General features: G+C 55.1%; 22 protein-coding genes and 1 tRNA gene. 8 read left to right on the top strand and 15 right to left on the bottom strand.

Annotated elements, in window-relative coordinates; translation table 11 throughout:
- Positions 1-335 precede the first annotated feature (335 nt).
- Positions 336-671 carry a hypothetical protein gene (locus tag P406_RS02245; RefSeq protein ID WP_144431131.1) on the top strand — a complete coding sequence of 112 codons (336 nt, stop codon included), beginning with the start codon at positions 336-338 and terminating at the stop codon, positions 669-671.
- A gap of 146 nt (positions 672-817) precedes the next feature.
- A complete protein-coding gene (locus P406_RS02240; RefSeq protein WP_144431132.1) occupies positions 818-1,693 on the top strand; it encodes a DUF6236 family protein in 876 nt (291 codons plus the stop codon).
- A gap of 1,067 nt (positions 1,694-2,760) precedes the next feature.
- On the opposite strand, the gene P406_RS02230 is transcribed toward P406_RS02240, so the two are convergent.
- Together P406_RS02230 and P406_RS02225 are read right to left on the bottom strand one after the other, a co-directional pair.
- On the bottom strand, positions 2,761-3,573 hold the full coding sequence (locus tag P406_RS02230; protein WP_046235192.1) for a YfdQ family protein: 813 nt from the start codon (positions 3,571-3,573) through the stop codon (positions 2,761-2,763).
- A 40-nt stretch (positions 3,574-3,613) separates the two neighbouring features.
- Positions 3,614-3,967, bottom strand: a complete 354-nt coding sequence (locus tag P406_RS02225) for a YfdP family phage-associated protein (RefSeq protein WP_046235191.1) — start codon at positions 3,965-3,967, stop codon at positions 3,614-3,616.
- 153 nt (positions 3,968-4,120) lie between these two features.
- On the opposite strand from P406_RS02225, the gene P406_RS02220 reads away from it, so the two are divergent.
- Together P406_RS02220 and P406_RS29300 are read left to right on the top strand one after the other, a co-directional pair.
- On the top strand, positions 4,121-4,327 hold the full coding sequence (locus P406_RS02220) for a lipoprotein (protein WP_024641805.1): 207 nt from the start codon (positions 4,121-4,123) through the stop codon (positions 4,325-4,327).
- A 34-nt stretch (positions 4,328-4,361) separates the two neighbouring features.
- Positions 4,362-4,640 (top strand): hypothetical protein, encoded by a 279-nt coding sequence (locus P406_RS29300; RefSeq protein WP_162234434.1) that lies wholly within the window; start codon positions 4,362-4,364, stop codon positions 4,638-4,640.
- A 105-nt stretch (positions 4,641-4,745) separates the two neighbouring features.
- Here the strand turns inward: P406_RS29300 and P406_RS02210 are convergent, their stop codons facing one another.
- The 6 genes from P406_RS02210 to P406_RS02195 all read right to left on the bottom strand — a co-directional run bounded on the left by P406_RS02210 (position 4,746) and on the right by P406_RS02195 (position 7,610).
- Positions 4,746-5,108, bottom strand: coding sequence for a hypothetical protein (locus P406_RS02210; protein ID WP_003410773.1), 363 nt, complete (start codon positions 5,106-5,108; stop codon positions 4,746-4,748).
- 114 nt (positions 5,109-5,222) lie between these two features.
- The gene (locus P406_RS28555) at positions 5,223-5,429 is read right to left on the bottom strand and encodes a hypothetical protein (protein ID WP_054992239.1); all 207 of its coding nucleotides are present in this window, start codon (positions 5,427-5,429) and stop codon (positions 5,223-5,225) included.
- 223 nt (positions 5,430-5,652) lie between these two features.
- Positions 5,653-5,746 (bottom strand) — tRNA-OTHER (locus tag P406_RS28550).
- 91 nt (positions 5,747-5,837) lie between these two features.
- Positions 5,838-6,869, bottom strand: coding sequence for a tyrosine-type recombinase/integrase (locus P406_RS02205; protein ID WP_046235189.1), 1,032 nt, complete (start codon positions 6,867-6,869; stop codon positions 5,838-5,840).
- Positions 6,870-7,079 (bottom strand): DUF4224 domain-containing protein, encoded by a 210-nt coding sequence (locus P406_RS02200; RefSeq protein WP_024640763.1) that lies wholly within the window; start codon positions 7,077-7,079, stop codon positions 6,870-6,872.
- Positions 7,080-7,112: 33 nt separating this feature from the next.
- Positions 7,113-7,610: a hypothetical protein gene (locus tag P406_RS02195; RefSeq protein ID WP_046235408.1), complete on the bottom strand. Its 498-nt coding sequence runs from the start codon at positions 7,608-7,610 to the stop codon at positions 7,113-7,115.
- A 123-nt stretch (positions 7,611-7,733) separates the two neighbouring features.
- On the opposite strand from P406_RS02195, the gene P406_RS02190 reads away from it, so the two are divergent.
- Both P406_RS02190 and P406_RS02185 read left to right on the top strand, forming a co-directional pair.
- A complete protein-coding gene (locus P406_RS02190; RefSeq protein ID WP_046235188.1) occupies positions 7,734-7,946 on the top strand; it encodes a hypothetical protein in 213 nt (70 codons plus the stop codon).
- A 168-nt stretch (positions 7,947-8,114) separates the two neighbouring features.
- Positions 8,115-8,540 carry a hypothetical protein gene (locus P406_RS02185; RefSeq protein ID WP_046235187.1) on the top strand — a complete coding sequence of 142 codons (426 nt, stop codon included), beginning with the start codon at positions 8,115-8,117 and terminating at the stop codon, positions 8,538-8,540.
- A gap of 332 nt (positions 8,541-8,872) precedes the next feature.
- Here the strand turns inward: P406_RS02185 and P406_RS29650 are convergent, their stop codons facing one another.
- The 3 genes from P406_RS29650 to P406_RS02170 form a co-directional block, all read right to left on the bottom strand.
- Positions 8,873-9,229 carry a hypothetical protein gene (locus tag P406_RS29650; RefSeq protein ID WP_046235186.1) on the bottom strand — a complete coding sequence of 119 codons (357 nt, stop codon included), beginning with the start codon at positions 9,227-9,229 and terminating at the stop codon, positions 8,873-8,875.
- Between the two features lie 64 nt (positions 9,230-9,293).
- Complete coding sequence (locus P406_RS02175; protein WP_046235185.1) at positions 9,294-10,076, bottom strand: DUF2786 domain-containing protein; 783 nt, start codon at positions 10,074-10,076, stop codon at positions 9,294-9,296.
- A gap of 54 nt (positions 10,077-10,130) precedes the next feature.
- Positions 10,131-11,228 carry a DNA-methyltransferase gene (locus P406_RS02170; protein ID WP_046235184.1) on the bottom strand — a complete coding sequence of 366 codons (1,098 nt, stop codon included), beginning with the start codon at positions 11,226-11,228 and terminating at the stop codon, positions 10,131-10,133.
- A 104-nt stretch (positions 11,229-11,332) separates the two neighbouring features.
- On the opposite strand from P406_RS02170, the gene P406_RS27035 reads away from it, so the two are divergent.
- On the top strand, positions 11,333-11,845 hold the full coding sequence (locus P406_RS27035; protein WP_055005142.1) for a hypothetical protein: 513 nt from the start codon (positions 11,333-11,335) through the stop codon (positions 11,843-11,845).
- A gap of 33 nt (positions 11,846-11,878) precedes the next feature.
- Here P406_RS27035 and P406_RS02165 read toward each other — a convergent pair whose 3' ends face one another.
- Both P406_RS02165 and P406_RS02160 read right to left on the bottom strand, forming a co-directional pair.
- Positions 11,879-12,466 carry a hypothetical protein gene (locus P406_RS02165; protein ID WP_046235183.1) on the bottom strand — a complete coding sequence of 196 codons (588 nt, stop codon included), beginning with the start codon at positions 12,464-12,466 and terminating at the stop codon, positions 11,879-11,881.
- The gene (locus tag P406_RS02160; protein ID WP_032662052.1) at positions 12,466-12,804 is read right to left on the bottom strand and encodes a hypothetical protein; all 339 of its coding nucleotides are present in this window, start codon (positions 12,802-12,804) and stop codon (positions 12,466-12,468) included. The genes P406_RS02165 and P406_RS02160 overlap by 1 nt, the downstream gene beginning before the upstream one ends.
- Before the next feature lie 147 nt (positions 12,805-12,951).
- Between P406_RS02160 and P406_RS02155 the strand changes: the two genes are divergently transcribed.
- Positions 12,952-13,200 (top strand): hypothetical protein, encoded by a 249-nt coding sequence (locus tag P406_RS02155; protein ID WP_024640755.1) that lies wholly within the window; start codon positions 12,952-12,954, stop codon positions 13,198-13,200.
- Positions 13,201-13,270: 70 nt separating this feature from the next.
- Here P406_RS02155 and P406_RS02150 read toward each other — a convergent pair whose 3' ends face one another.
- Complete coding sequence (locus P406_RS02150) at positions 13,271-13,672, bottom strand: response regulator transcription factor (RefSeq protein ID WP_024639033.1); 402 nt, start codon at positions 13,670-13,672, stop codon at positions 13,271-13,273.
- A 351-nt stretch (positions 13,673-14,023) separates the two neighbouring features.
- Positions 14,024-14,902, bottom strand: coding sequence for a DNA adenine methylase (locus tag P406_RS02145; protein ID WP_046235182.1), 879 nt, complete (start codon positions 14,900-14,902; stop codon positions 14,024-14,026).
- Between the last annotated feature and the right edge of the window lie 5 nt (positions 14,903-14,907).

The following is a 14,907-nucleotide window of genomic DNA, read 5'->3' as shown; positions in this document are numbered from 1 at the left end:
GGACATTGGCTTGGGCGGGCGCGTTGATAAGTAGCGCTTATCTATTATTGATTTGGTGGCTGGTGGGCGACCGCATCGAGACGTTGAGGACGATGAGTCTGAATGAGGTAGGTGATTTTCTCGCCGGCGCATTCGGGCCGCTGGCAGTTCTGTGGTTGGTGCTTGGATTTTTCCAGCAAGGCATAGAGCTCCGTCAGAGCTCTCAGGCGCTACACCTCCAAGCCGAAGAACTTAGGAACTCAGTTGAAGCCCAGCGAGACCTAGTATCCGTAAATCGCTAAAAGGTCTCGGCTGATCTCGCGAGCGCTGCAGAGGCTAAGAGACAACGAGCAGCGTTGATTCAGCCATTCTTTGTAGCTACCGGGTCAGGCGGGATGCATGCGGGGGACCTGCATGATCTCAGATTCAGTTTCAAGAACCTTGGCGCTCCAGTGTCAAGAGTGATGTTCGGATTCAAAGGGGATTTAAAAGCGGCCACAAAAAGTCTTGAATCCCTAGACAAGGGGGAGTCCGTCAATTTTGAGTTTTCGTTCCGCGGAGCCGGCGATGGAGTCGGGGATGAGCTCCATATTCTTTTCACGGATGCCGACCTCAACGTGGGTGAGCAATACTTCATGCTATATGTCGATACGTCAAAGGCGCATCCGCAAATGATGATTACCCGTCGGTAGTGGCCTGACTCTATTGTTTGCATCCTCGCAATTCCTTTGCTTTGCGATCGCGACCATCTTGGAGCCTCCAGGGGGAAGCTTCTGCATTGCATGCGCCGCCCTCCGGTTCTGGTGGTGGAAAATTAGTTGGGAGTGAGCTATAGATAATGATTGGTGTGAATTTAGCTTTTGGAGCGAGACGGATGAAAAGAGGAATTGTCATTGCTGGCGCCGATATAAGCGCTAATGGAGACTCTCTGATGGTAGAGCGGACAGGTATAAATGCTGAAGATTTGCGTTTTTATTTAACCTATTTCGATTTGATCGAACGCCCTGTTAATAATGCGTTCCACATCACACCCAGCCCTGATGAGCAATTCCTTGCTAGCTGTAAAGTTCTTTCTAATACTGTGATAAACAAAATGCCAGGCACTATGAATGGTAGCTTTTTTGTAGATGTACATGACGAGGCTTTTTTGCAAAAAACTGCTAGTTCCAACGAGGTTTGGGTGAAAGGGGGAGCCGGTGTGAGCTTTATAGATGCTCGTAAGTCTTCAAGAATAGTCGATGTCGTAGAAATGTCGTTATATGAGCTTCTCCCTTGCCCGATAGAAACTGTACCGTTGGCAGAGATTTTGGAGTTCAAAGATAAACGTGCCGATGAGTTGCTGGCCTTTAGGGCGCACCTTGACGAAGTATATGAATGTGTGACCTCTTCTGGTGACATTCCAAGAGCCAACTCCGCCGCATTAACTAGATTGAGTCAGTCACTATCGGATTTAAGCAAAGTCGTTGAGCCCAGCTTTTCATACAAGTTGGTATCAGGACTGCGCGTTCATATTGACCCTGTAAGGCTGGGCACGCTAGCTGCCACGGGAGGAGTCATAGCCCCCTCATTATCGCTGCCAGTCGCTCTCGGTGCCGCTGCAGGCGCTGCGTTGGGCTGTATAAAGTTTGATTATGCAAAAACATCAAAAGATAAAAGGCTGCCGGATAATCTCAAGGATTTTTCTTACTTATTGGACATTAAACATCTAACATAATTTTTTTATTGTTCAGTGGGTAATCGTGATTGTATTCACGAATCAGCCGTTTGATCATCTTCTTACTCAGCCCGAACTCAACGACGGCGACCTTCCGCTATATGCCGCGGGCGGGCGCAAACTTGATTCTACCCGGATCAGCATCTGACTTTGTTTGCTCACATCCAATCGCAGGTATGCGCCTGCCGAGGCGTTCAGCGCAATAGGTGAGGGTGAGGTCGGGTGGCGCCGTGAGCTACTCTTTTTGGCGCTCGATATCGATCTGCTCGTACAGTGCGTCGACTCGTTTCAGCTTCGACTCGTTTCAGCTTCCGGTTGATAGCTTGTGAGCGCTTGATGTGAGCATGCAGAGCTGCGTGGTACGGCTCCATCAATTCAAGGAGGCGCAGCTTTTCAGCCGAGTCAGTCGACTCGTTGAATCTGACTGCCAAACGGTCTCGCTCTTTAAGGTCGACTCCTGGGCCTTCCAGATTTTCCAGTCGCATCTCTTCGAGCGCTTCAGATGACTGCTTTTCCCAGCGGAGATACAGAATTTCGCTGCGCTTCGGAAACCGGGAAAAAACTGCGTGCGCACCCATGCCAGCAATTCGTCCTTGCTGAGCTAGTCGAGAATGTCTTTTCGTTTGCTCATGGCAATCTCCATGCATGCGCCGCCCTCTGTGTCCGGTGGTGGCAAATAGGCTGGGGGTGAGCTATAGATGATGATCGGCATAGGGCCGGTTCAAGGAGTGATCGTGAACAGTCAGCCAGAAGAGTCAGATCAAGTTCGCCGCAACGGAATACTCGGCAGGGCTATCGGCCTGGATGCGTGGGAGGTCGCTCAATACGTCACGAACATCCAGAGGCATGACTCTGGCAGCGGGTACGCGGTTCACTTTTCAATCGAGACCCCAGATCAAGTTCGGAAAAAAGTAGCCGGGTTGGATGCCACGCTTTTCATCCATACAGGCCCTATCGATTTCGAGGGATCACAGAAGAATCCTTAGTAAGGTTGAAGTGGTTCAAATAAAAAGTGTGTGCGTGTGAATAAAAAAGCGCCGGAGTACCGGCGCGTGACGCTTTGAAAGTTAGGCGGCGAAGCTGCCCAGAGCCAGCTGAGCGGCATCTCCCACCTTCGCTTCAAGCACTGACTTGAACTCTTGCGCAATCTCTTCGCGCTGCACGTCCTCGCCGACCCAACGCAGCTTCAACACCGGCTGTGCGCCGCTGGTGATGACCGAGATTCGCAGGATGATTTCGCGCTGCTGCAGGCCTTCAAACGGCACGGCTGAGAAGATCAGCGATGTGGGCAGGATTTCCTTGCTGGTTGCCTCGATTGCATCCATTGCGCTGCGGCTGGCGCGGGTCTCACTGACGGTGTGATCGCTTTCCGACGACGCCTTGACCGTGATCGTGCGCACGGCGGCGATGGCTTTGGCCAACGGGATGTTCTGCAGCTCATCACCGACCGCCGACAGGGTGCTGTGCCAGTCTTCAATCCAGTCGCTCATATCCTTCTGCGACATGGCCCGGCCACTGATGGCCTGCACGGCCTGATAGGCAGCGTTGGGCTTGAGCTTCAGCACGGCGCGATCATCTGCGTGGCCTGGCACTTCCTCGTTGCCCAGGTTGAACAGCACCGAACAGGTCATTTCGTCCTGATTGATGAAGCCTTTCGCGTCGGCGACTGCCCGGTCGGAAACGTATTTGGCGAAGTCGGCCAGGGAGTTGGTGGAGAACGTGCCACGGAAGCGGCTGCGGCCTGCGCCGAACTGCTCAAGGTTGATGATCTTCGCGCCTTCGGGCAGCACAATGGTAGGCGTTACTGTGTTCAGCTCTTTGCCGTCTGCGATCAGCGCGGTGTCAGTGATCAGTTGAATTGCTTCTTTCGTGAGGGACATATTTCAGGTCTATTTGGGGAGTAAGGGTTGTTGCGGTTGATCAGGTGCGCGGCTTGACCGGTGCTTGGTCGCGCTCGAATAGCTGGCCAAGGTGCGGAGCTTCAGCGAACAGCGTTACCTGGCCGCCGGTGCCGACGTTCATCGGGGTATCCAGCGCTGTGTTCTCGCTGCGGGTTCCGCGCTTGGTCGGCACTTTGTAGTCGAGCTTGTGTGTGATCTTCACCATGTGGGAATCGCCGATCTGGCTCATGTCCAGGGTGATGACCAGCTTCCCGGCCTTGCCATGCTCGACAACGCCAGAGGCGACTTCGGAAATTGCGTAACCAATCTGGCTGGCGAAGGCTCCGCCATTCAGCTCGTTCAGAAACTCGGTTGTATCGGTAGGTGTGGACATGGTTTTCTCCGGGGCTTGATTCCACTGGGTGGGATGTTGAGTTGAAGAGGGGCGAAACTGTATTTGCCGCCCTCCGTGTCCGGTGGTGGCAAATTGGTTTGGGATGGGGTATTACGGGTGACCGGCATGGAGCCGGGCACTAGGAGCTGTACTTTGAAGAAGTCGATTTTTGCTTTATTTGCCGCTGTAGCCGTGTTGGCTGGCTGTTCAACCGCAGGGCCTTACGTGACCAACATCTCAAGCGATGGCAGAAACGGCCTGAATATTGAAAAGTGCTCTGTGCAGATGAATGCTTTCATGGGCACGGTGACTAACATCAATTGCATCAGCCAGAACGTTCAGCTCAGTCGCAGCAATTGATGGCTAGCGGTGAGATGACCTCGCCTGATTCGTCTTGGTTGGCGCTCCGGATATTCCTGACGCCCGCGTCGTAGATTGCCCGCGCCACGGATTCGCTAACCACGATTTCGTGGCGCGGATAAGTCAGGAAGGCATCAAGCTCTTCATCATCCATCAAATCCATCTTCATGATCGCGATCTGCAAGACCTCGCTGACGATGGAAATCTTGCCGCGCTGTCGAACCCGATTCAGGGCCTGCTCAATGCCAGGCCGAACCCGGTGGCGCAGCTCTTTCTAGGCGACCAGTTTCCGCTTCAGCGCCGTCTTGGCTGATCGCTCTTCTTGACCCATCGCAACTAAACCGCTCCTGTAAGCCGCTGGGCGGCAAGTGAATGTGTTGCTGGCGTCTCCCATGGCGGACGCGCATTTGCAGGCGCTTCATTTCGCCCGGCTGCTGCTGGGGTAGTCCAGGCTGTACTTCTGAACGATTCGCCTGATGACGGTGCGGTTGATCCCGGTCAGCTTCTCGGCCTTGAAGTGGCTGACGCCCAGGTCGCGCATCGCCTCGATACGCTTGAGCAGCGCCAGGTCCTCTTCCTCCTCGACATACTTCCGGTGATCTGCGCCGTTGTATCGGGGCTTTCGGGGTGGCGGCTCCTTACGCGGAGGGCGGGGCGCGACCTGAAACGACTCAAGGTCGCGAACCGTTCCACCGTTCCGCTGGAACTCGTTTAAGGCCTCGGACAGCTCGGATGACTTGGCGCTGTTGGCCTGGATGGTGCTCAGTTCGGTAGTCATCATGCTGCCACCTGCGTGATGGTTACTCCGTCCATTTGGAAATCAGCGCCTTGAATGTGCACCAGATCGTCCAACGCGCCCCAGTTTACGGTGAGGGCCGAGATTGGAGCCTGGCCTTTACCAGCGCACGAAGATCAGTGGCGCTGACATTAGCTTCAAGATTCGTCGGCTTGGGGAAGTTCGACCGGTATGGGCGCCGCAGCGGCTTGTGGTGCGGTTGCGCTGGCTTTCCTTTTTGAGCACCGGCAGCTCTCCCGGCTTTTGCGGCACCGGCAAGCTTTCCATATTGGCATGGTACAGCTCCAAATCGGCGGCATCACGCAAGCTCTAGTCATACATAATAAAGGCGATCGACGACAGGGGCGCAGGTCTTGATCAATGCGTCGACAAGCTGCGTCTGGTGATCCAGCACACAATTCATCAGATGGTTTTTTGTGCGGAGACACCGCCGTCGTTGCAGGCCAGACAGTCTAATAAACGACTGTTTTTCCGAACCAAAACAAAAAGGGCCTACCCGGCAAAATGCCCGGTAAGCCCTTCATATATGTGGTGCCCCGAGCCGGGGTCGAACCGGCACGTCCAAAGGACGAGGGATTTTAAGTCCCCATAAAATCCTAATATATACAAAAGGTTACAGGAGCATTGATGCCTCAAAAAGTGCAATAACGTTCCGCTGTAAGCAAGACTCTGCGCGGGGCGTGCATTTTTTGCGGCACGATTTTGCGAGGAGATTTACTTGGTGGAAGTGACCTTTTTGCCGATCCTGTTTCTGATGTATTGCTCGGTCATGGTCACGGTGGTGTGGCCGAGTTGATCCCTGGCTTTCAAGATATCGCCGCTGTCCTCGGCTTTGTCGGTGCCAGCTTTGGCGCGCAGATCCCGCATCTGGAAATCCTTCTTTGCAACACCCGCTTTCTCGCGTGCGTCATCAAAGCCATACCGAAGCATGCCGTAAGTGAACGCCTGGCCGTCCGCCGATACGATCAACTTTGTGGACCGTACTACGAGGGCGGCTTTGCGAGCCGCGATGCGGTCCAGTACGGTAAGCAACTCGGGTCCCATTTCGATCCGACGCTTGGCATTGGTCTTGTTCTGTCGAACATGGATCACCCCATCACGAATGTCGCGCTCGTCGATCTTCAGCGTGTCGGCAACGCGCTGGCCAGTGAGATACGCGATGTCCATGGCATCCTGAACCGGTTCAGAGGCGTGTGCATAGACGTTCGCAAAGACGTCATTTTCTATGTACACCTCACGGCCCGATTCCTTGTTGCCCTTGATCCCCGCGCAAGGATTAGCAAGGCTGGTGTAGCCGGACTCGCGAGCAAAATTCCAGATATGGCTCAGCAGTGCCTTTTCTCTGTTCGCCCGCACCTTGGCTTTCATACCCCGAATGCGTAGGTATTGGCGGACGTGTTGCGGCTGGATTTCTTCCAGCGGTGCCGGCGGGTCGTTGAAGAACAGCATTAATTGTTTCAGTTCGCGGATGTTGTCCTTTTGCGTTGCCGGCCCTTTTGTTGGCACCACCTCAACCAGGTAGCGCTGCGCGACGTAGGCGAAAGTAACGACTGACTTAACGCGCTCGGTGGCGGCCCGGTCTTTCTCCAGCTTGGCGTATTCGATTATGGCCAGGCCATAATCCTTGCCCAGGTATATCTCCTTTCGCGGCTTGCCTCCGAGGTCGTAGGTGTAATAAATGAGACTGCCTCGCTTCCGCTTGCGAAGCCGGGTAATAGCACCTGGCTCCGATGGTCTTCGTCCCATTTATCCCGCCTTACGCGGCTGCCAGCCGGTGCTTTCTTTAACAGCCTCTTTCCCGCCAACCAACGCCGCAGCCACGACACAGGGCCAGCCTGTGCGCTTAATGGTGTGGCGTATTCCGTTGCGCGCCAAAACAGCTATTTGTCCTGCTTTCGTGCGCGCGCCGGTAAGCTCGCACACCTCTTGGTGACTCAAAAACTCGATAGTGTTCATTTGTGCTCCGGGCCGCGCTGGGCGGCGGAAGGGTTATTGAGGGGTCTTACTCAGCACGGCGTCAGCCACCTTCATGGCTGCCTGCGCGTCGTTGACGTAGGCGGGGTCGAAGCCGCCGCAAAGGTGGATGGTTGCTTGGCATGCCCGCAGGTTTTCGCGGTTGAGTTTGAGTGCTGCAATCAACTCTTCACGCAGTTCAGCCTCTGCGCGTCCAAGGTCATAGAATCGCTGACCCCAGTGGCCGGGAGGCGGTGGATTTGTGCCTTGAAAGCCAAACCCCATCGCGCCGACTGCAGCGTCCAGAAGATCGCGCTTATAAGCGTTATCGCCGTCGATGCTCAGCCCTCGGCGACGCAGAGTGCTGACGACCTCATCGTCGTTCAAGCCGTTATCCTTGAGCACGATGTCTTCCTCAGGCTTGCCCGGGGTGTATATGACCAAGGCTAACTTTGCGCCGGGTAGGCAGTGCTCACCGATGCCTAACAGCGCGTCATTTGCGATTTCGTGGAAGCGTTGAAGAATTGCGGACATGAGATATCTCCGCCCGCCGATCATCGGCAGGCTCTTTAGGGAAGGGGATATCGGGCAGGTGCTACCAATCACTGCTATGGTCCACGCAGCCAGCAGGAACTGGTGCAGCACCAAGGAGAGGTCATGGAATGCACCACAGCCACGAACGAGGTTTACGGCCCGCGCAATGCCAGGCTCGGCAGGCGGGCGGTGGACGGCAATATCTGGTCGGGCACAACGATGATTTTCAGAATCATCGGTGACCGGGTCTACTCAATGCACGAGCAGTACCTGGGCAGGCTCAAGTACGGCATGGCGATGACCGACAGAGGGGAGCTGATTTTCATGGTGCGGTAATAATCATTGGTAAGGATGCGGTTATTTGTACTGTGGGGTTTATAAGTTCAGCTGATGTCTCACAGCGGAATAAATTTAAATTTTGCGGAATTCAGCCTGACAGCACGTAATTCTTCGACACTGGACTATGATCCGTTGGTATCGAAATAACCCACACAAGGACTGACGATGGAACGCAATGAACTTGAGCAAAAGATTGCCTCTGAGCTGGCGGAGCGAGAGGGTCGGGTTCTCAACCGAAATGCGCTGAGTGCGTTATTCGGTATGTTTTCGGACCCTATAGGCTCTCTTGGCAAAATTTTCATCGGCCGAGCGGATGCCATTGATGCAGAAAAGCATCGTTTGGAACAAACCCACATTCTTGACATGCTTTGTTCGATAGATGATTTGTTACGAGATCTGCAAAGTAAGGCCGCAAAAGACGGCATCATAATTGACGGTTTGATTGAAACCACCGTTGAGAACGCTGTCGAAGTGATTGGATTCCATGTCACTGGCGATGCTGGAAATGTAGTTATCCGACCTGGTACATGCGTCAAAACGCACGTAGGAAACGCCGAAAAAGTAACCGGCTTCAAAGTGGGGGGCAGATAATGAAGTCAGAAGTGTTTTTTGGTCACCACTGTCCTAATTGCCAAACCACTGTTGGCGTTTCTGCGATCGTTGGAGGAGAAGGGCGCTGCCCCGGATGCGGCGGCCCTTTGGCATCTTCTGAAGGCGGACCCGCCGTGACAAATATCGCTAATTTTGTATGCGATGGGTGTGGCGCGCGGGTTGGGATGCTCACGGTTGTGGGGGGAGCCGCACAGTGCCCGGGATGTCGAAAAAACATCCCCGTTTAGCCCCTTCTAGAATTGCTATTTAACCGTTGGATCTGCGCTGGGCGAAGCAGACGATGTAAAGCTATAGCCTTTCATTACACGGTCTTAGCGATCATCGAGTAGACAGCTCTTATGTGAAGTCACTCGATGAGCCCACCAGCAGACCGGGCCATCGTCAGTGTCGTGAATAGCCAGGCAGAACCAGCCTTCACCATCAGGGCGATCCGGCTCCCAGTAACTGCAATCAGGGTCGCCCGCTTCAAAGTAGCGATCAGCAACGGCCTGGTCGCTTGCATACTCAAGTTCGACCATTGCCACCTCAAGCGCTTGTTCAGCGACCCAGGCTTTGCATTTATCGCCGTCTCCCTCGTCGAAGTCCGGCATATCCGGGTGTTGAAAGAAACCGTTTTCGTCGCGAATGACCGGCGCTGGCTGGATGAATACGATCTTTTTTTCGGGCATGACTTTGTCCTTGCCGCATACGAGGCTGACATTGAATTGATTGAGGCGGGCGGGTGAGGGGGGCTCAGGCGCGCGCGGACAGAGCTGGTGCATGTTCGGCACCATTGGCCAGGCCTGCATGCAAGTCGACCTTGGTGCCGGCCAGCATCCCGGCGATCTGGGCGTTGAGGTCGAGCTCTGCCTCTCTGACCTTCCTGGCCTTGCCGATCTGCTTATCTGCGAGGTAACTCTCAATCAGCGCTTGGTGCTGGGCTTCCACTGCTACCAGCCCCTGTCCTGAGCCTTGGTATTCAGCCATTGCTGTTTCTTCACCGCGCGGCACCAGCTGTTGCAACTTGCTCTCAACCGCGAACACCCAGGCTATGGCGAAGTGGTCGCCGGCAGTGGGGGCGGAATAGCTGCTCCTGAACTTCCCAGCGCGCACTCCAGCGATGTAAGTGTTTCGAGCCTGAGTGAGCTTCGCAAGAAGAGTTTCGTAGGCGTAGAGAGCGATGTGCTGGGCAGGGCTCACTCCCACGAACTTGGCCCGCTCAACGCGGTTCTTTTTGGTCTCGCACCAGTGGGTGTAACGCAGGGCCTTGACGTTGAACACCTTGGCCACGACGGCGCTCAGTTGTTGGTCCCATAACGGGCGACGTGCAGCGCGCGACATCGAGGATTCAGCCTCACCAACGTCGCTGACCTTTACGTCCGTTTCGCTGAGTTGGTATTCACGCATGAGCGCCTGCGCCTGGCGCATCGCTGTGGCCGCTTCGTTCTCGTTCGAGCTTTGCGAAAGCGCCAGGCAATGCTTGATCTTGCGGATAGCCCGTTCGAGCTTTTTCGGGTCAATCGTTTTTTCGGACATGGTTCATCCTCGCCGGGGTGGCGTGAGTTGTTGAAGTGAGAAGGGGGTTCCGGTTTAAGCGGCCGGTACCGAGTCGCGAAATACGTCCATCTGTGCAGCGCCATCCAGCCATGCGGCGTCGATCCGGGCGCGTGCCAGTGCGGCATACTCGGGGTTCAGCTCGCAGATGATCGACCGCCGACCTTCCTGCATTGAAACCAGCGACGTAGTACCGGCACCGCCGAATGGGTCCAGCACCACACCACCGCGCGGCGCACCGGCCAAGATGCAGGGCCTGATCAGGTCGGGCGGGAAGGTGGCGAAGTGGGCGCCCTTGAAGCTGTGTGTCGCCACAGTCCAAACGCTGCGTTTGTTCCGCTCTGTCGGCATGATCGCCAAGGCTGAGTTCATTGACTCGTTGTCTTTGACCCTACCGCGCTGGCGCTGGTCGGAGTCTGTACCGTGTCCCCAGCCGACACCGTTCGACTTGCGCACGGTGGCCTTCATGTTGCCGTTGCTCTTGGCTCCGCCGTTGGCGCGCTCGCTGCCTATCTGCGCCTGAACATCCTGCGATAGCCGGGCGTGAGTGTTTGGTGAGCACGGCTCAAGAATGGCGGCTTGGTCGAAGTAGTATTTCTTCGATTTGCTCAGCAGGAAGATGTATTCATGCGACTTGGTGCACCGGTCCCGCACGCTCTCAGGCATCGGGTTCGGTTTGTTCCAGATGATGTCCTGCCGTAGATACCAGCCGTCGTCCTGCAGGGCGAATGCCAGGCGCCAAGGCATGCCCATCAGGTCCTTTGCCTTAAATCCGTCCGGCGGAGTGCGCCGATGACCTCTACGCACGGCGCCGCGAGTTGCTACCGACACCACGTCGTGTTTGCCGGCAGAACCGCCTTCAGCGTAGCCGCCGGCGACTGATGCGTAGCTATCGCCCATGTTCACCCAAATCGTGCCTTCAGCGCGGAGCACCCGGCGAACTTCGCGGAACACGTCGACCAGGCGTGCGATGAACTCGGCAGGTGTTTCCTCGAGGCCGATCTGGCCTTCTACGCCATAGTCACGCAGACCGTAGTATGGCGGGCTGGTCACGCACGTATGCACGCTTTCATCTGGCAGCGTGCGCATCATGTCGATGCAGTCGCCTGCCAGTATCTGGTGGAGCTGGCTCATATCGAATTCCAGGCATGCGCCGCCCTCCGTGTCCGGTGGTGGCAAATTGGTTGGGGGTGAGCTATAGATGATGACCGGCATAGGGCCGAACGGGGTGAATGTTCATGGCAGCTGAAACACAGAACTTTTCTGCTTGGATGAGGGCGGCCGACATTCAGGCTTCCATATCTAGATGCAGGGAAATATTTAATAGCGGTGTATTCAACGACGGCAACAAAGCCGGCGTCCTTTTTGAATCGGCAGTGACCCATCTTTTGATTCATTTAAATGATTTGCTTCAAAAAGCAAATATAGACAAAAGGCGTATCTCGTTTGTTGAAGATGTTGAAGTTACTGACTCAGTTACAGATGTGACGGATTTAGTTAGGGCATGTCGTAACGCGGCATGCCATGTCACTAGCGGCGAACATAAAATTGACGCAGGGAAATTTACATTTTGCGTAGCCGCTGGTGTAGGTCCTAAACATTTTGTCATAAACGGTAAAGAAATGGGGTGCGAATATGCAGATGATATAGCCATATACTATGGTGTAAATCGTTTGTACATAAGAAGGCATTTGCTTAGGAGTTTTGAGGCTGTTTTAGTTATGTATGATAATCCCGAGTCGCGTTGGTAAAAATTCTCGCTGCCCTAGGCGGTAACGATATGTTCAGAGTGTGTTTCTTACTCTCAGTGGGTAGTCGATGTTGAATTCACGAATCAGCCGATTGATCATCGTGTTACTCAGTCCGAGCTCAACGACGGCTGCCTTCCGCGATATACCGCCGTCGCGGGCCGCTTTGATCCGGACCACGTTCAACGCATCAGCTACCGGATCGTGTCGATACGGAATGAGGTTGGAAGCCGGGCTGAACGCTTTGTATTCGAAGCCATGCACACGGGCCATTTTCCGAAGCCTGTAGATGCTCAGGCCGGTTTCGCGCATGACATCGGTGATCGTCATCGTCTCGGCAAGCTTGCGGACGACTTCCACCTGCTCGGCGCGGGCGTGGCACCTGTCTTGAATCGCGTCTTTCGGCGCCGCTGCGCGGAGAGCTTCCTTGGTTCGGTGCTTAGGTGCAGGCGGGCGAACGGGCGCAGGAGTCATCCGCCCGTACTGCTTTGGCTTGGGCTTCGACGGAAAGCCTTTTTTTGTTTCGATCACGCCGCCGCGCTTGAGGAATGCAGCCACCTCAGCTTCGAGGACGGCGGACCGCTCTTTGTTGCGCTGAATCATGCTCAGCTCTGGACTGATCATCAGCTGGCACCGTACAGGGCGAACAGCGCCAGTCCGGTGGCGATGGCAGCAGTCCAGCGCAGCATGTGAGTTGCGAACGACCGCTGACGTACAGGCTGGGCTTCCAGTTGATCAGCGGCCTTGCAAGCCGCGCTGTGGCCGCGATGCACGCCGCGCACAGTACCGGTCGAACGCTCGACGATGCCGAACTCGTTATTGCCGTTCGGTACGACCGTGAAGCGCGGCAGAGCTGCCGGGTTCTTGCGGCCGACCTTGTCGTAAAACTCGGCAGTGGAAAGGTTGCAGCGCTGGCGCAGGCCTTCGAGGATTGCACGACGCTGGCTGATTGTCTGATGCATGGGAGGCTCCTTGACCGCATTGGTCAGATGACAGGCGCGGGTGACCAAACCCAGCCGTGAGACTGGCCTGGCACCTGCCAATGCGGTCGATAGTGTGTGAAGGCTTGGGATTGATGGTTTACTTGTGGTTTGCAAAGGGAGTGGCGAATGGCCAAGAAAAAGAAACGAAGAAAGTCGGGCGAGTCGCCTCGTCAAACAATCAAAAAGCTGAAAGTCCAATTGGAAGAAGCAAAGGCGTTGATGGGCAGCATGCCCCCCGGAAAGCGCTCTTCGATTCCGCTTCAGATATTCAAGCTAGAAGATCAGTTGCGCATTCTTGAAGGGCACTTGCTGTCTAAATTCGACGGAAGAATTACGATAGTTGATGGATCGTTCGGGTCTGGCAAGAGGCGTTAAATGTTCTTTACTAGTGAAACACCCGGATCCTCACTGACTAACGCTTCAAGTCCACTCAGTGAAATCGCGTTTAGCAGATCGCCGCCACTGGCCTCAGTTTGTCCGAGCCCTTACGGCTGATCTTCTGTTCGTACCCGCCCCGGCGTGACTCGGGGGCTCTGCGCTCGCGCCTCATCGATTCATCGCCCAGCACTGCGTGCAGAACGATCACCGACATGAACAACAGGCAGAGCGGGGAAATGATCTGTCGGCGCATGGCCTCGGCGATCATCGCTGTTTGGCGATTCACGCCGAGCTTGAACATGGCGACCGACAGCCGCTTAACGACCGTGCCCGGCGCGATGCCGAACGTGCGGGCGATTTCCTTGGCTGTGCAGCCCTGGGCGGCTGACAACAAATACTGCAACTCTCGCGGCGCAAGACCACGGCCGAGGTGGCCTCTCCATGCCCCACATACGATGGTGGTGTCCATAACGTTTTACTCGGTGGTTGTCATCCCAAAGCACCCGGCAAGCCAGGTGCTTCAGTGATGCTTTCCAACAGGTGATTCCGTTCTCTGTAAAGAGCTTCGTCCAGTCGGTCCCGTTATCCGGGGCTGGGAGACCACTTCGCTGATCCCGTGCTATCTGGCGGCTTCACCAGTCTTGTGTCGCTGCGGTTGATCGCTGCGATGGAGTGACTATCACGTATTGTGTTTATTTTGTAAACACGAAATGTGATTTTTTTCCGCGCGCCCACAAAAAAACCCGCTCAGTGGCGGGCTAGGTCAGATCTGGAGTAGAGGGGCTGGAACGAGAAGCCCGGCGCTAGGCCGAGCTTGGGGTCATGCTGCCACCGTTGCTCTAGGAATTTTCGCGTCAGGCACAGTGATGCCTTCTTTGAAGAACATTACCTCATCGCCTACATATCGCACCTGTGCGGTATAGTGCAGTCCGTAGGTTAGGGCCTCGTTCTGGCTGTACATCTCGCAGATTTCTGGTGCGCTATCGTACGAGACTACCCAGGATCTGTCGAAGTCGGTCGACTTCAGCAATTCAGCAATTTGCAGATGATCATCGTGTTTGTAGAAGTTTCGGTACAGGCCACGCCCTTTGACATAGTACGGCGGGTCAAGGTAGATCAGGGATTGCTCTGGCAGAAACTCTGCTGCCCGACCGAGTAAAAGAAATGCATCCTCGCAATAAACTGAGATCCGGCCTGCATTCAGCGCGATTCGTTCAAGCCTGGATGCAATCATTTCTTTACTGAATCTGGCATCAAGCTTGTAGGCGCCATTCTGCGCCTTTCCCCCGATGACTCCACCCTTGAGGATGCCGGATCGATTAGTGCGGTTCACAAAAAGAGTAGCAAAACCCCTCTCGGCAAGTGAGAGCTCAGGGGCCTGGGCAAGCATCACGGAGCGCCAGTAATGCCATTGCTCCATGGTGATTGGCGTGTCCCGGAGTAGCTTTAGAATTCCGTCCGGATCAGTTGTCGCAGCTGACCAGAAGGCGAATACGGCGGGATCGAGATCATTAATATGAATATGCGTCGCATGCCCATCGAAAAGAAGCTCAAGGGCAACGCCAGCCCCGCCAGCAAACGGTTCTAGATAGTGTCCGCCCGCCAAGCCGTTGGCCCGCATCACCTCGGCAATGAAAGGCGAAAAACGAGCTTTACCGCCAGGGTACCGTAGGGGGCTGTATAGCTTATTGGAGTACATTAGAT

This window comes from Pseudomonas syringae pv. coryli str. NCPPB 4273 (assembly GCF_000972175.1).
Classification (GTDB): Bacteria; Pseudomonadota; Gammaproteobacteria; order Pseudomonadales; family Pseudomonadaceae; genus Aquipseudomonas; species Aquipseudomonas syringae.
Note: the sequence above shows the minus strand (reverse complement) of the source record. Positions and strands in the feature narration are given on the sequence as shown.

Bases quoted from the DNA above. Each gene is read 5' to 3' on its own strand.
- P406_RS02190 (WP_046235188.1), top strand. From the start codon at position 7,734: ATGGAATGCACCACAGCCACGAACGAGGTTTACGGCCCGCGCAATGCC.
- P406_RS02240 (WP_144431132.1), top strand. From the start codon at position 818: ATGATTGGTGTGAATTTAGCTTTTGGAGCGAGACGGATGAAAAGAGGA.
- P406_RS02225 (WP_046235191.1), bottom strand. From the start codon at position 3,967: ATGTCCACACCTACCGATACAACCGAGTTTCTGAACGAGCTGAATGGC.
- P406_RS02210 (WP_003410773.1), bottom strand. From the start codon at position 5,108: ATGATGACTACCGAACTGAGCACCATCCAGGCCAACAGCGCCAAGTCA.
- P406_RS02150 (WP_024639033.1), bottom strand. From the start codon at position 13,672: ATGGACACCACCATCGTATGTGGGGCATGGAGAGGCCACCTCGGCCGT.
- P406_RS02165 (WP_046235183.1), bottom strand. From the start codon at position 12,466: ATGATCAGTCCAGAGCTGAGCATGATTCAGCGCAACAAAGAGCGGTCC.
- P406_RS02175 (WP_046235185.1), bottom strand. From the start codon at position 10,076: ATGTCCGAAAAAACGATTGACCCGAAAAAGCTCGAACGGGCTATCCGC.
- P406_RS02200 (WP_024640763.1), bottom strand. From the start codon at position 7,079: ATGAACACTATCGAGTTTTTGAGTCACCAAGAGGTGTGCGAGCTTACC.
- P406_RS02160 (WP_032662052.1), bottom strand. From the start codon at position 12,804: ATGCATCAGACAATCAGCCAGCGTCGTGCAATCCTCGAAGGCCTGCGC.
- P406_RS27035 (WP_055005142.1), top strand. From the start codon at position 11,333: ATGGCAGCTGAAACACAGAACTTTTCTGCTTGGATGAGGGCGGCCGAC.
- P406_RS29650 (WP_046235186.1), bottom strand. From the start codon at position 9,229: ATGCCCGAAAAAAAGATCGTATTCATCCAGCCAGCGCCGGTCATTCGC.
- P406_RS02155 (WP_024640755.1), top strand. From the start codon at position 12,952: ATGGCCAAGAAAAAGAAACGAAGAAAGTCGGGCGAGTCGCCTCGTCAA.
- P406_RS02185 (WP_046235187.1), top strand. From the start codon at position 8,115: ATGGAACGCAATGAACTTGAGCAAAAGATTGCCTCTGAGCTGGCGGAG.
- P406_RS02230 (WP_046235192.1), bottom strand. From the start codon at position 3,573: ATGTCCCTCACGAAAGAAGCAATTCAACTGATCACTGACACCGCGCTG.
- P406_RS02145 (WP_046235182.1), bottom strand. From the start codon at position 14,902: ATGTACTCCAATAAGCTATACAGCCCCCTACGGTACCCTGGCGGTAAA.
- P406_RS02205 (WP_046235189.1), bottom strand. From the start codon at position 6,869: ATGGGACGAAGACCATCGGAGCCAGGTGCTATTACCCGGCTTCGCAAG.
- P406_RS02170 (WP_046235184.1), bottom strand. From the start codon at position 11,228: ATGAGCCAGCTCCACCAGATACTGGCAGGCGACTGCATCGACATGATG.
- P406_RS02195 (WP_046235408.1), bottom strand. From the start codon at position 7,610: ATGTCCGCAATTCTTCAACGCTTCCACGAAATCGCAAATGACGCGCTG.